This window comes from Paenibacillus sp. HGH0039, from assembly GCF_000411255.1.
GTDB lineage: Bacteria > Bacillota > Bacilli > Paenibacillales > NBRC-103111 > Paenibacillus_F.
This window is the reverse complement of sequence record NZ_KE150412.1, coordinates 3,155,975-3,170,047: the sequence shown is the minus strand read 5'-3', so window position 1 is coordinate 3,170,047 and position 14,073 is coordinate 3,155,975. Positions and strand designations below refer to the sequence as shown.

The following is a 14,073-nucleotide window of genomic DNA, read 5'->3' as shown; positions in this document are numbered from 1 at the left end:
ATTGGATAAGTTCAGTAAAACTATTCCGGAATACGTGCCGTCATTTGGGTAAACGGCTGTTCACGGAAGGTTTAAAGAGCAGCTTCTGGAGAAAGCGGATGACCGGCTTCTGACTGCTGCTGATGATGCCGATCGCTTCAGCGCCGACTACAAGTACAAAGAGCAGAATGACGACAATCAATACCGTCAACCAGGCGGAATCCGTGTAGTTATTCAAAATGATAGCTACCGCACCGAACATCGCCGCAATTCCGTAAATAATCAGCACCGTAGTGCGGTGGCTGAAACCCAGCTGAAGCAGGCAGTGATGCAGATGGTTCTTATCTGCTTCCGAGATCGGTTTCTTATTGAGAAAACGTCTCATGATCGCAAAGAAGGTATCGGACAACGGAACACCCAGAATCATGATAGGTGTCAACAAGGAGAGAACGACGGATACTTTGAACCCGAGTATCGACAGTGTAGCCAAGGCAAAACCGAGGAACAAGGCTCCCGAATCTCCCATAAAAATCTTGGCCGGATGAAAGTTGTAGAACAGAAATCCGGAAATGCTTCCAAGAAGTATCGTACAAAGCAAGATTACGGTAAAAGCATCGCTGAACGGTGTCAGCAGCGCAAGAACCAGAATAGTACCCGTACCGATTCCGGATACACCGGCGGACAGACCATCCAAACCGTCAATCAGGTTCACCGCGTTGGAAACCCCGACGATCCAGAGAACGGTCAGAGGCATGCTCACGTAATCAGGCAGGGAGAAGTGTCCGCCGAACGGGACATTGAATTCATTGATCTTCAGTCCGCATGCCACTACGATACAGGCCGCAACGAATTGTCCGAGAAGCTTCCATCTGGGAGAAAGCTCGAAACGGTCATCCAGAGCGCCGGTAAGCACAATAACAAATCCTCCGAGCACCAAAGCCAGCGCCGCGTTTCCGTTAACATCGGACAAGGCCGGTGAGATGACAAAGTATGCTCCGACAAAAGCCAAGAAAATCGCCACTCCACCCATACGCGCCATGATTCTCGTATGTACCTTGCGGTGATTCGGTTTATCGATGGCGCCTACCCAGAAGGCAAAACGTTTGACCAGCGGGGTCAACAACAGTGCAAACAGGCAGGATACAACAAAGCCCAGCACATATAATCCATACATAATCGGTTTTTCAACCCCTCTTGTCGCAAGTAACTTGTACTGCCGACAAAATTATACTGCTACTTTATAAACATTACCAGTCCTATTTTACACCCAAACAGACGGACAACGCCAATTTTCAATGGTTTTCATCGGTTTTTAACACATTTTCTTTGTCGCGAATCACTTTCCACGCAAATTTAGGCAGAGCCAGCATGCGTCCGAAACGGGACGGTTCCTGAAGCAGGCGGTAAAACCACTCCAGCTTAAGTTTTTGAAAAATCTTGGGTGCACGCTTCAGCTTACCGGCCAAAACGTCAAAACTTCCGCCTACGCCCATTATAACAGGAACGTCCAGGTCCCGCTTGTATTTCGAAATCCAAGGTTCCTGCGTCGAGGAAGAACGGCCGACGAGAAGGATGTCCGGCTGCAGCTGCCGAATGCTGTCCACAACCTGCCGGTCTTCCGCTTCTCCGAAATAACCGTCCCTGAAACCGACGATATCAATGAGAGGATAATCGCGCGCCAGTTTAGCCGCAGCCGCCTGAATTGTATCCGAAGTCGTGCCTAACAGGTAAACTTTCCATCTGCGCGGCTCTCCCGCTCTCATCAGCTCATGAATGAGGTCGATGCCCGGAACGCGTTCGGCGACAGGCTGTCCGACGTAGCCGGCGGCCCAAACCAGTCCGGCGCCATCCGGGACAATCAGCTCCACTCTGCGCATCATCTCCATATAGGCCGGGTCCTCGAGAGCCGACATGATCATAATCGGATTGGCGGTTATGATCTGATGCGGAATACGGGACTCGATCGCTCCCGTCAAATACTTGACGGTATCCTTCATGTTCATTTTGGAAACGGGAACGCCGTAGATCCGGACAATCGGCACGCTTGCGTTTGCGTTTGCATTAGCAGTCATTGGTCTTCATCCCTCTTAACGGTAAAATTGCATGATTTGTTGCGCCGGCAGCTGCGCCTCTTTTTTGAGCCGGTCGATGGCGGCTTGCTTGCCTTCCGCCCACTCGCGGCGGCCGTCCAGCAGCCGCCCGATTTCGGCGGCTACCGCCGCGGCGTCGAAGCTCTGCGTCGATGCCGCGGCTTTCATTCCGAGCCGGGCGAGGAATTGGTCGATCTTCGGGTCGTAGGACACGCCGACCATGGGCACGAACTGCGAGGCGGCATAAATCAGCGAATGCAGTCTCATGCCGACGAGCACATCGCAGGCGCTCACCTCGGCGAGCATGTCCTGCGGATGAGTGACGCCGCGCACGATGCGGACGTCGCCGCCTTCTCCCGCGGGAGAGAGACGCTCCGCCACATAGGCGGAAGCTTCCTCGTCCGAAGGGAGATGGAACGGCAGAAGCCGCACCTCGACGCGGCGTCTGTCCATCACGGCGCGCAGCGCCTCGGCGAGAGCGTCCAGCTCGGAGCGGTCCGCGTTCCAGAAGCGAACGGATACGCCCACGACGGGAACGCGGCCGGTTTCGCCGCTCGCATCGGCGGCGGTTCCGGCTTTGCCGGAGGCTGCCTCCCCGCGCAGCGGGAGCCCCATAACCGGGTCCGGCACCACGCTGACCGAAGAGGCCGGTACGCCCATGCGCCCGATGAGAGCCGCGGATTCTTGGTCGCGGACCGTGATCATGGCGCATTTTTTGAAAGTGGACCGGATCCAGGAAAAGAAGCGCGGATTATTCACCGGACCGATCCCCTGCGAATAAATAAAGGTCGGTTTACGCATCCACTGGGCCAGTTTGAGGACCAGCAGATAATAAGGAATGGTGCGGGAGCTGGTCGCATCCTGCAGCAAACTTCCGCCGCCGCTGATCAGTCCGTCGGACGATTTGATCGCCCGGAACAAATCCGGCACCTTCATCCGGTGGCAGGCTTCGACTCCGTACATCTCCCTTGTACGCTGGGGATTGGCGGACAGCACAACAGGCTCGATGTGGATGCCTGCCGTCTCCCCCTGTTCTTTTAGCGCAAAAAGAATCGATTGCAGAACGGCTTCGTCCCCGCTGTTGTCAAAACCGTAATAGCCCGAAACAACTAACCGTTTGCTCTTGTGCCCGATTTCGCGGCCCATGCTTTCCAACTCCTTGATGCAATTTCCCAGACGGCGATCAGCACGAGTCCGATCATAGCGCCGAATACGATTCCGTACGTAATCCGGATGCCCGAGATCTCAAGCGGCGTGTGCAAATGTGCGAATGTATCCACGATGGACAACTGTCCGACCACACCGATCAGCAGCAAATAAACGGCGTTCCGGTATTTGACCGACAGATAAGCTCCAAGCAGGAAGAGCGGGTGTGCCAACATAAATTCTTTATTCCGCGGGCGAACACCCAGCGTATTTTCCAAGAAGGAGCGGAGATAACGCTCAATCGCTGAAGTTTGACCTTCATTGCCCGTACGCGACAGGTAGTAGTAGATCACTCCGGCCCCCGCGGCTGCAGCAATTATCCAAAGCACGCTAATGTTAGTGAAAAGAAGCTTCTTTACCCGCTCTCCGCGTTCCCGATAGTTTAAGGTTTCCCGGAAGAACAGCAGGTAGAGACCGACAATGGCGATTGGCAGCAGGTGCAGAAGGCTGACACCGCGGAACTGCTGAAGCACCAAGAAGTACGAAATATGATTGAGCAAACCGACCAGGTAAACGACTCCGATTAAGGAGATCAATGTCGTTTTAATCAGCAGGCCCAAAGCATAAAGGACTGCCGATTTCGCCTTAGCTGCCCGGCCCGATTGAATAGAGCGGATCGCCTCGATTACTGCGATGCTCGGGGCCGATATCGCACAAGCGAGCGCAAGTCCCTGCGCGTACAGATCCGGCGATTTTAAGAACAACCCAGCTGCTCCTAACAGGCCGATGATAAACAGCGCCAGTATGGCTTCGGGAACGAAGTAGCCGATCAGCAGAACAATCAGGCTGACACCGCCGATCAGTGTAAAGAACCGGGCGACATTCTGGTAAGCGTTGTACGTGTAGTCGAACTGCTTGGCAGGCTCCACTTTGAAACCGGCGTCTTCGATCCTTTTAATCGCCCCGTCTTTGCCGCTCAAGCTCTCGTACAGGCCATCCAGCGGAGTGAGGATCGCTGCCTTGTCCAGATTCTTGACGGCGCGTCCGTTAAGGAAGATCATCCGGATATTCCGGTCTTTAACCGCCAGCACAAACCGGTCCGCCGTTTGTTGAATACGGGCTTCCTGATCCTCTTTGGTCAGGTTCTCCGTCAGTTTCTCGCCGTCTTTCTCCGTAAAAGAGTGCAGGCGGACGACGTTATAGTCGGTATCTTTGGCCAAAGAACCGAAGCCTTTTTGCGGTTGTTTCAACATCTCGATATTGGCCAGGCCCATATCGTATTTTTTGAGCAGAATCCCCATCTTGTGGAGAGTGACCTGTTCAGGATCATCCGAGTATCCCGGGGCGTAATCTCCGTCAATGATGATACGGCGGGCACCCATTTTGTATAATTTCGCGAGCAGCGCATCCATCTCGTTCGTGACGAATTCACGTTTGTTGCCGAGACGTACCACGATACGGAAGCCTTCATCCTTCATCATTTGAAGTGCAATAGGATCCGGGTCCATCGGCTTCATATTGGCTTCTTCCATGTTCATTTCGATAATCATGCCCGTCTGGTTCTTGAAGCTCCATGGGCTTGTCTTAACACCGAGCTTGTTAAAAGCCGTCTCGATCATCGGTTTGATCTGGGACTCTGATGCCGGATCGGTGAACAGGATATACGTAAAATTTTCGTTCGGCGAGATCGGCTTTTGCGTAAGAGAAGTCGCATCCTTGGAGGAGAACACTTCAATACGTCGGCTCAATCTTAATTCGGAAAGCGTCGATTCGTACACGGAAAGCGATCCGATGCCGGCTTTTTTCATCGCCTGAAGCTGTTCCGAAACAAATCCTTGCGGATTCGGCCGCACGTCGGCCATCTCCAATAAGTCACGATAATCAAACACAAACTCCACTTGATTTGCGGACTTCTCCGTCTGTTCGCGGAAGAAGGCAAGCGGCAGGGAAGCCAGAAGGCCGATAATGACAAGCCACCATAAAAGCTTGCGCAGCAACCGGTTTGCCGCAGTATACCTGTGTACCAATCTGTTCAACTCCGTTTCTTGAATCATGCGTCATTTGTACCCGAAAACCTCTCGGCCCCGGCACCGTATGGATGCAGGGGCCTTGGAGAGGTTCGGTTGTTACTGCTCTACTCTGCCCAGAACGAAGCGCACCAGACCTTCCAGCTGTTTCGCCGCCTCGTCGCCTGTCGTTCCTTTTACCGCAAAGTAGAATTTGATCTTCGGTTCCGTTCCGGAAGGACGGAGGCAGAACCAGGAGCCGTCTTTGAGCTTGAATTTCAATACATTTTCTTTGGGCAGCCCGTTAATGCCGCGGCTGTAATCTTCTACTTCCGCAACCTCCACGCCTTCAATGGAAACCGGCGGGTTGTTTCTCCAGTCTTCCATCATCCGTCCGATCTGCTCCACGCCGTCTTTGCCCTTTAGCGTCTTGGACTCCAGCTTCTCCAAGAAGAAGCCGTGCTGGCGGTAAAGCTCCTGCAGAACGTCGTATAGTGTCTTACCCTGACTCTTGTAGTAAGCAGCCGCTTCACAGATCAGCATGGCCGCTACGACCGCGTCTTTATCCCGGGCATAGGTTCCCGCCAGGTAGCCGTAGCTCTCTTCGTACCCGAACAAGAATTGGTGCTCACCGGTCGACTCGAACTCGGTCATTTTCTCCCCGATGTACTTGAATCCCGTCAGGGTGTTTATGACTTTCGCCCCGTAGCTTTCGGCAATAACGGCTCCCATCTCGCTCGTTACGATGGTCTTGATCACGACACCGTTAGAAGGCAGTTGTCCGCGTTCTTTTAACGAACCCAACAAATAATTGACGATTATAGCGCCCGATTGGTTTCCCGTGAGTACGAAATATTCGCCTTTATCGTCTTTCACAACTGCGCCCATCCGGTCGGCATCCGGGTCCGTTCCCACGATGATGTCGGCGTCCCACTCTTTGGCGTCTCTCAGAGCCAGCGTGAAAGCTTCCCGCTCTTCCGGGTTAGGCGATTTGACCGTAGAAAAATTGCTGTCCGGCTGCTCCTGTTCCTTCACGACGCGCACCTGCTCGAAACCTATGCGCTTGAGGGCTTCGCGGACCGGTTTGTTGCCCGTCCCGTGCAGCGGGGTGTATACGATACGGAAGTCTCCGCTCGTTTGCTTAATAACATCGGGATGTTGACTCACGGATGTAACGGCCGCATAGTATTTCTCGTCCATCTCTCCGCCCAGCCATTCCAGAAGTCCTTTCTCTTCCGCCTCGGAGCGGGAGATTTTGCGGACGCTGTCAAATCCCTTGATCTTCTGGATGTTCGCAAGCACTTGTTCGGCATCGTGCGGCACCAATTGGCCACCGTCGGCTCCATATACCTTATACCCGTTATATTCCGGAGGGTTGTGGCTGGCCGTTACCACGATTCCGGCGGAAGCTTTCAGCTCGCGCACGGCAAAAGAAAGCTCCGGCGTCGGTCGCAGTGACTCGAACACATAGGCCTTCACTCCGTTGCCCGCAAGAACAAGCGCAGCCTCCAAAGCAAATTCCGGCGACTGATGGCGCGAATCATACGCAATCACAACGGAAGGATGAGCTCCCCCGTTTTTCAAAGCGAATTCAGCAAGTGCCTGCGTAGCTTTTCCTACCGTATATAGGTTCATCCGGTTCGTACCCGCGCCGATTACGCCGCGAAGACCGCCGGTTCCGAATTCAAGATCCTTGTAGAAACGATCTTCGATCTCTTTGTCCTGTCCTGCAATGGATTGAAGCTCTTTTTTCGTTTCTTCGTCGATAGACGGGTCCTGCAACCATTTTTCATAAAGATTCTGTACACGAGTCATCGTTCATCGTCCCCTTATTAAAATGATAGGATCTTTTTTATCCGGTTAGGCGTTTGCCAGCGCAAACATGATTTCACCTTCGGCTACCAGCTCTTCTCCGACTTTAGCGGTCGCCTGGCCTTTGCCTATGGTACCCTTCAAGCGGGTGATTTTCACTTCCAGCGTCAGCGTGTCGCCAGGAGTTACCTGTCTGCGGAATCTGAACCCATCCACACCGGCCAGCAGACCGATTTTCCCGCGGTTGGCTTCCACATTCAAAATCGCAAACGCTCCGACCTGTGCGAGTGCCTCCAAGATAAGAACGCCCGGCATAACCGGATAGCCCGGAAAATGTCCCTGGAAAAAAGGTTCGTTCGCCGTTACGTTTTTGAGGCCCACGGCACGGACGCCGTCCTCTACCTCCAAAATACGGTCTACCAGCAAAAAGGGGTAGCGGTGCGGGATAATCTCCTGAATCTGCTTGTTGTCCAACATTGCAATCTTGCTCCTTCCGACGCTTTCCGTTTGTATATTTTGGTTTGAAACAACTCACACTAACCCTATCCCTTCACCGCTGCAGAAGTGAAGGTTGATATAAGGGAGCGTATTTTGCGGCCACCGAAATGGTCGTGGAATATGCTCTTTTTTTGCTTCCCTATCCTTTATAAACAATTTTTCAAGGTTCGAACAAGGTCTTTACGACCCTTTTTTTACCGGACTTATCTCTTCCGTACTTAATCGCCTGGTTTTACGATTGACCGTATTGAACTGGGCCACGTAAATAATAGAGGTGACGAAAGAAAACAAGATGACGGCCGCCAGGTATTCCGTTGCATAAGGAACGTGAAAGAGGATAAGCAGGACAGCCAGGTAGTACAGGACCGTCGTCAGCTTGCCCATGGCGTTGGCCGGAAGCGTTTGTTTGCCGCGGAAATGAAAAAAAGCCGACCCTGCGATCATGCCGATATCCCGGATGAAAAAAGCCGCTGCGGCCAGCCAGGGAATCATCCCGGAGCTGAGCAGGGAGATGATGACCGCGATCATCATCAATTTATCCGCAAGCGGATCGAGCATAATGCCCATCTGGGTAACCAGATTCCGTTTGCGGGCGATATATCCGTCTGCGATATCAGTTATGCCCGCTAGGACGACAACGAGAAAAGCCAGTTTCGTATAGCCTGCATAGAAAATGTACAGATAGACGGGAATTAGAAAAAAACGGCTTATGGTAAGCAGATTCGGTAAATTCAATCGTCTCTCCCTTTCTACGGCTAAAGCTGGAACAGGCGCGATTCCTCTCATTTTCATTGGTTTCCATTATACCGTTTCTCCGGGCAAAAAGAAAACTCCCTTGCGGGAGCCCACGCTCAGTCTGCAAACACCAAATCGAAGAGATGTTTCCAGGTGCTGATTCTGAATATGTCTAAAGTCGGCTGACCGCCGATTCCTGAATACCCGATCCAAAGCCCGACAATCAAGGCTCCCAAAAAAATGAGCGGAACGCGCAGTTTCTTCAGGACGCGAAGCGCCCCCGCGGATCTTGAAGTCCCTCCCGGTTTGCCCGTGTCCGGTTCTTTAGCCTGCGTAGATGATGCTGTTTCCGTCTCCTTGCTCTCTTCTTCCATGGACACGAGAATCGCCCCTCCTTCACGCATCAGCCGCGCAAGTTGTTAGCGAGCCCCATCATCGTATCCGCCGAGGAGATTGCTCTTGAATTCAATTGGAAAGCACGCTGAATCATAACAAGTTCGGACATTTCCTGCTGCAGATCCACGTTGGACTGCTCCAGGAAGCCCTGCTTGACAGTTACGCCGTCCGTATTGGCCGCGAAAACGTTATTCTGTGCCACGTTCGCCGGAAGACGGAAGTAGTTGCCGTCGGCTTCGCCGAGCAGCTGCGGATTAATGACTTTGACCAGCTTAATCTGGCCGACTTGTCTGCCCGTACTCGCGGGGTTGGCTTCGTTGTAAACCACTACCCGCCCCTGCTCATCCACGCGAACGCGGCTGTTCTGCAGGGTCGGATCGGCCGGATCGATCGCGATCTCAATCGGCTGATTGCTGGCCGTGTCCTTTACGAAGTAACCGTCTTTGGTGGCAAGCCCCATGGCTTTGGTCACATTGCCCGTAGCCGGGTCCACTTTGTTGTACGCGCTGAGCTTAAGAGCCCCGTCGCGGGTCCAAGCCGGTGTGTTGGAACCGGGAATGGTCACCTCGAACAGACCATCCCCTTCGATAGCCAGATCGAACGGCTCATCCGTCGGTTTCAGGCTTCCCTGCGTCATAATATTCTGCAGGCCGACCAGCTTGGCGCCCCAGCCTTGAGGAAACCCGAGAGAAGTCATCCGTCCGGTTTTCATAAAACCTTGCGGCTGATTCATGGTGTTCGTCAGTACATTCTCGAAGCTGGCTTCCTTCTTCTTGTATCCGACGGTATTGACGTTCGCCATGTTGTTAGCCAACACATCCAACTTCTGCTGCAGGCCCTGCATCGTGACCGATGCGTTAATAATCGAGTTGTTCATCGTGATCTCCTCCAAGCTTTCCGGAGAAAGCTGCTTCGAAAGCATTCCCTGAGAGGGATTTTATCATGCCCACTGCTTATACCCGGCCCACGTCATTTACTAGCTTGTCCATACTGCGGTCATAGAATTGGACCATCTTCTGGTTGGCTTCATAGGCACGGGCTGCCGTCGTCATATCGACCATCGCTTGAGTCGGATCCACATTGGAGCGTTCCACGAAACCCTTGCGGACCTCAACTTGATCTCCTGCCGCCAGCGCCACAACTTGTCCTTCGTCATTCGCGCCGACCGTGAAAAGCCCGTTGCCCTCCGGAAGAAGCACATTCGGATTCTGGACTTTCATCACGAGCGGAATGGGCGGATTGGCCGGATCGTAACGGACTGTCTGGCCGTTAGCCGCCACAAGACGATAACCGTCCGCATTGGCGACGAAACCTTCCGCATCCACCGTGAATTTGCCGTTGCGCGTATAGTGGCGTTCGCCCGCAACTTGCGGATTCTCGACCACAAACAACGCTTCCGGTTGGTAAACGACCGTACCGTCCGGGCCTACAGCCTTACCGCCGTTGTCGAACTTCAAGCCGTTTACCTGAATATCGGAAACAAGCGCATAATCAAGCGGATTTCCCGTTTGTTGAAGCGGACCCTGCGCCATGAGTCTGGCGGTTTCCTCGGCAAATACGCCCGTATTCATTCTGCCCACATTCACCACGGTACCGTCCCCGGCTTCTCCCCCGCGGATACGCGAGATAAGAACTTCCGGAAAGGAACGCGCCGAAGTGGTTTCCTGTTTGAAGCCCGGTGTATTGAGATTGGCAATGTTGTTCGTCACGGTATCGTGTTTACGCTGCTGCATGGTCAAGCCGGATGCCGCCGTGTATAATCCCCTAAGCATGAGTCACCTCTATACGAATTTTCGTTTGGTCACTTTGTCCAGGTTGTCGAGCATAATGCCCGTACCTTTGACGACGCAGTGCATCGGGTCTTCCGCAATCAGAACGGGAACCTTGAGCTCGTCCGCCAGAAGCTGATCCAGACCGTGAAGCATGGCACCGCCACCTGTCAAAATAACCCCTCTATCTATTATATCGGCAGAAAGTTCCGGAGGTGTACGTTCCAATACACTTTTTGCGGCAGTTACGATAGAAGAAATCGGATCCCACAGAGCTTCCTGTACTTCACTGGAGCGAATCGTGATCGTCAAAGGAAGACCGGATACCATGTCCCGGCCGCGGATATCCATTTCATTCTGAACACTGTCGGCTTGTACCGTACCGATTTGGACCTTAATGTCCTCGGAGGTGCGTTCGCCGATCAGCAATTTGTATTTGTTCTTGATGTACTTGGTAATCGCCGTATCGAATTTATCGCCGGCGATCTTAATGGAGGAAGAGGTGACGACATCACCCATGGATAACACGGCCACGTCCGTCGTCCCTCCACCGATATCAACGACCATATTGCCGCTCGGCTGGTAAATATCCATTCCGGCGCCGATTGCAGCGGCTTTCGGTTCTTCTTCCATAAACACTTCGCGTGCGCCGCTGCGTTCAGCCGCTTCCCGAATTGCTTTTTGTTCCACAGAGGTAATGTTGGTAGGCGCACAGATGAGGATGCGAGGATGTGAGTACCAGCTTTTGCCCCCAACTTTGGAAATAAAATGTTTCAACATCGCTTCAGTAATTTCAAAATCGGCGATTACACCTTCGCGAAGCGGGCGAATAGCCACGATGTTACCGGGCGTACGCCCTACCATTCTCCTGGCTTCTTCACCGACCGCTAGAACGCGTTTTGTATCGCTTTCGATCGCCACAACCGAGGGCTCATCGAGCACTACGCCGCGTCCTTTCACATGAATCAAGACGTTCGCAGTGCCCAAATCGATTCCGATATCCTTACTTAACATGAAAAATAATCCTCCCTAAACTAACCGTCCATCCCCATAAACTGAAGCGGTGCTTCGAATAGTATACATATTTTTCATTATAAGCTAATTTCGCAGAAAAAAACAGAAATTCCTCTTTTTTCGGGACAATTTCGACAATTTTCCGGAAGGAAGGGCGGGCTTGGGAGTCAGGATTTAACCGTAACAAGCGGTTCAGCGGATTTGACAGGTTTGGTCTTGCGGTATTTGATTTTGGTCGCTTCCCCTCCCCTAAGATGGCGGATCGATTTGTGGTATTCGAGGATCGTTTTGACCTGATTGGCCAGCTCCGGGTTGATTTCCGGCAGTCTCTCCGTCAAATCCTTGTGCACCGTGCTTTTGGAAACGCCAAACTCCTTCGCTATGGTGCGAACCGTATTTCTCGTCTCAACGATGCAAGTTCCGATCTTAATGGTTCGCTCTTTGATGTAATCGTGCACTCCCCTCGCCTCCCTACTCGGATAGTTTGGTACATTATATGAGGGGTAGGGCCTAATATTCGTTGTTTCCGCCGCTGACAAGCTATTTCCGTCCAATTATTTTGACGGACAAGGTGAAAGCTAGTCCCCCGGACGTTTTCCGCATGCAGGCAAAAAAAGACGGATAGGGTTCTCCCCATCCGCCGATATGGTAAAGATTTATTGCGGTTTGAATTCCGGAAGCAGCTGCTCCGGCAGCTCAGCTGTGCCGTCTTCCGCTTTGCGTACTTCAAAGTGAAGGTGGACGCCTTGGTCCTTCTCCAGCTCGTTGCGGCCGGCCTGTGCGATAACATCGCCTTGTTTAACGGCGGCGCCTTTGGCTACTTTCACTTCTCCAAGGCTTTGATAAACCGTTACAAGCCCGTTGTCGTGCGTAATCTCGACCAGATTGCCTACAACCGGATTTTTGTCCACCGCGGTTACTTTACCGCTGAGGGCCGCGCTTACATCAAACGCCTGCTTGTCTGCACGGACAAGATCGACGCCCACGTGAGGGGTAATCGTATCTCCGTATTCGATCATCGCCGCTTGCTTGGCTTCATTGCTGCCTTTGCTGTCGTAGGACGGAAGCGAAATCGTTACTTGGCTGCGGTCTTTTACCGGCCATTGAATGCTTTCGGTTTTGGCACCTACGGGAACGGCATTGTCTTTGTTAGCCGTTTCACCAGCAGGTTTATCGGATTGAACGGAATCAGCCGGCGTATTCGTTGCGACCGGTTTCTTAACCGCATCCTGATAGACCCACATTAAGGTTAAGATAATTGCCGCTGCCGCTACATAAGTTGCCGGGAAAACCCACTTTTTGGCCAAAAATCTCTTCCATGCGGAGTTAGGGACATTTCCTGCTCCCGTTACAGTTTGGGGAGCTTCTTCCTTGTTCTGAAACTCTTGTTTACCATCTCTCATATGGTTATCACCTCAATAACCATTGTTGACACGTTTGAGAGTTTTATACATTTGCCCTAAAGAAATTCTAGCAGGTCTTATTTTTGAGTTTTCTTGTTCAGTAGAGTGGAAGCGGAAGTCAGCTTTGCGCCGGGATAATAATAAGAGGCGATTTCCGCGGCTTTCTTTCCTTCTTTGGCCATTCCGTTCGCTCCCCACTGGCTCATTCCGACTCCATGTCCGTACCCTTTTACCGTAAATGTCCAATCCGATCCGCTCAAAGCCGCTTCAAAATCGGTAGAGTTGAGACCCAGTTTCTCTCTTATTTCTTTTCCCGTAAATGCTTTGCCCGCTATCATGGCGGTCTTGACCCGTTTGGATTCCGTCCGTTCCAGAACTTTTATGCTGCCCAAATTTAAGGACGATGAAGCCGGAAGCCCCATCTTTTGAAGAATGTCTTTATAGGAAAGGGTTACGGTTTGTTTGAATTTGGGCGAAAGCTTCTCGTCCCATGGGCTGCTGACCGACTTCAGATAAGGAACATCGGACCCCCACACATTGCGGACATCCTCCGTATACCCGTTGGAAGTGGAGAAAAATGTGGCCTGAATGGGCTTCCCCTCGTAGGTAAGAATGAGATCGGCCGTAGCCTTTACGGCGGCGTCGATCTTTTTGCTGTTCGACTCGTACGCCTTGCCTGTCCATTGTTTCTGAAGCTGGTCATCGGTCAGGTAGGCCTGATGCTGAATCGTGTCCGTGACCCATGCTTCCTTGACGGGGACGTTGCTGAAATCTCCCGTTAAAATCCGGCGTACGATATAAGTACGCGCCGCAATCGCCTGAGCTTTGAGAGCCTCTTCCGAAAACTCCGCAGGCATCTCCGCCGCCACAACTCCTTTCACATACTGCTCCAGACTTACCGTCTGAATCTGCTTCTGCTTGGAGAGGTAGACCGGAACCATAACCATGCCGGCGGATGAAGAGACTGCTTCGGTGTCATGAGGATCCGCAAAAGTGCCGGTTTGCTGTTTGACGACCACGGCGGGAAGCAAAACGGTGACCAGCAGCAAACCCGAAACCGCAATGCCCGTCCAAAGCAGTGCCGGCTGTTTGAGCTTTGAACGTCTCTTAAAGTTCATAGATGGCCTCCGTAAATGTTCCGTTCCGTCTTAGTATCGAGAAGGATAGCCAGGAGCCGCCCTTAAGGAATGGATGCTCCAATCGTCCTCTCTCTGCGGAACGGGAT

Annotated in this window: 14 protein-coding genes; all 14 read right to left on the bottom strand. The window is 52.5% G+C overall.

Features of this window, described 5'->3' with window-relative positions; all coding sequences use genetic code 11:
- Window positions 1–40: 40 nt before the first annotated feature.
- The 14 genes from HMPREF1207_RS13910 to spoIID all read right to left on the bottom strand — a co-directional run bounded on the left by HMPREF1207_RS13910 (window position 41) and on the right by spoIID (window position 13,966).
- Window positions 41–1,153, bottom strand: a complete 1,113-nt coding sequence (locus HMPREF1207_RS13910; protein ID WP_009677093.1) for a glycosyltransferase family 4 protein — start codon at window positions 1,151–1,153, stop codon at window positions 41–43.
- 118 nt (window positions 1,154–1,271) lie between these two features.
- Window positions 1,272–2,051 carry a WecB/TagA/CpsF family glycosyltransferase gene (locus HMPREF1207_RS13905; protein ID WP_009677062.1) on the bottom strand — a complete coding sequence of 260 codons (780 nt, stop codon included), beginning with the start codon at window positions 2,049–2,051 and terminating at the stop codon, window positions 1,272–1,274.
- Between the two features lie 15 nt (window positions 2,052–2,066).
- Window positions 2,067–3,215, bottom strand: coding sequence for a polysaccharide pyruvyl transferase CsaB (gene csaB / locus HMPREF1207_RS13900; protein ID WP_009677090.1), 1,149 nt, complete (start codon window positions 3,213–3,215; stop codon window positions 2,067–2,069).
- Complete coding sequence (locus HMPREF1207_RS13895; RefSeq protein ID WP_016423744.1) at window positions 3,179–5,242, bottom strand: DUF5693 family protein; 2,064 nt, start codon at window positions 5,240–5,242, stop codon at window positions 3,179–3,181. The genes csaB and HMPREF1207_RS13895 overlap by 37 nt, the downstream gene beginning before the upstream one ends.
- A gap of 99 nt (window positions 5,243–5,341) precedes the next feature.
- On the bottom strand, window positions 5,342–7,036 hold the full coding sequence (locus HMPREF1207_RS13890) for a phospho-sugar mutase (RefSeq protein ID WP_009677009.1): 1,695 nt from the start codon (window positions 7,034–7,036) through the stop codon (window positions 5,342–5,344).
- Window positions 7,037–7,081: 45 nt separating this feature from the next.
- Window positions 7,082–7,510, bottom strand: coding sequence for a 3-hydroxyacyl-ACP dehydratase FabZ (fabZ, locus tag HMPREF1207_RS13885; RefSeq protein ID WP_009677001.1), 429 nt, complete (start codon window positions 7,508–7,510; stop codon window positions 7,082–7,084).
- A 201-nt stretch (window positions 7,511–7,711) separates the two neighbouring features.
- The gene (locus tag HMPREF1207_RS13880; RefSeq protein WP_009677052.1) at window positions 7,712–8,266 is read right to left on the bottom strand and encodes a CDP-alcohol phosphatidyltransferase family protein; all 555 of its coding nucleotides are present in this window, start codon (window positions 8,264–8,266) and stop codon (window positions 7,712–7,714) included.
- 116 nt (window positions 8,267–8,382) lie between these two features.
- Window positions 8,383–8,640, bottom strand: a complete 258-nt coding sequence (locus HMPREF1207_RS13875) for a DNA-directed RNA polymerase subunit beta (protein WP_231392080.1) — start codon at window positions 8,638–8,640, stop codon at window positions 8,383–8,385.
- Window positions 8,641–8,669: 29 nt separating this feature from the next.
- Window positions 8,670–9,539, bottom strand: a complete 870-nt coding sequence (locus HMPREF1207_RS13870) for a flagellar hook-basal body protein (protein WP_016423743.1) — start codon at window positions 9,537–9,539, stop codon at window positions 8,670–8,672.
- Window positions 9,540–9,615: 76 nt separating this feature from the next.
- Window positions 9,616–10,434: a flagellar hook-basal body protein gene (locus HMPREF1207_RS13865; RefSeq protein ID WP_009677055.1), complete on the bottom strand. Its 819-nt coding sequence runs from the start codon at window positions 10,432–10,434 to the stop codon at window positions 9,616–9,618.
- A gap of 9 nt (window positions 10,435–10,443) precedes the next feature.
- Window positions 10,444–11,445 carry a rod shape-determining protein gene (locus tag HMPREF1207_RS13860; protein WP_009677017.1) on the bottom strand — a complete coding sequence of 334 codons (1,002 nt, stop codon included), beginning with the start codon at window positions 11,443–11,445 and terminating at the stop codon, window positions 10,444–10,446.
- Between the two features lie 167 nt (window positions 11,446–11,612).
- Window positions 11,613–11,903 (bottom strand): sporulation transcriptional regulator SpoIIID, encoded by a 291-nt coding sequence (gene spoIIID / locus HMPREF1207_RS13855; RefSeq protein ID WP_009676986.1) that lies wholly within the window; start codon window positions 11,901–11,903, stop codon window positions 11,613–11,615.
- Between the two features lie 198 nt (window positions 11,904–12,101).
- Complete coding sequence (locus HMPREF1207_RS13850; protein WP_009677013.1) at window positions 12,102–12,848, bottom strand: M23 family metallopeptidase; 747 nt, start codon at window positions 12,846–12,848, stop codon at window positions 12,102–12,104.
- Between the two features lie 77 nt (window positions 12,849–12,925).
- The gene (gene spoIID, locus HMPREF1207_RS13845) at window positions 12,926–13,966 is read right to left on the bottom strand and encodes a stage II sporulation protein D (protein ID WP_009677053.1); all 1,041 of its coding nucleotides are present in this window, start codon (window positions 13,964–13,966) and stop codon (window positions 12,926–12,928) included.
- Window positions 13,967–14,073: the final 107 nt, after the last annotated feature.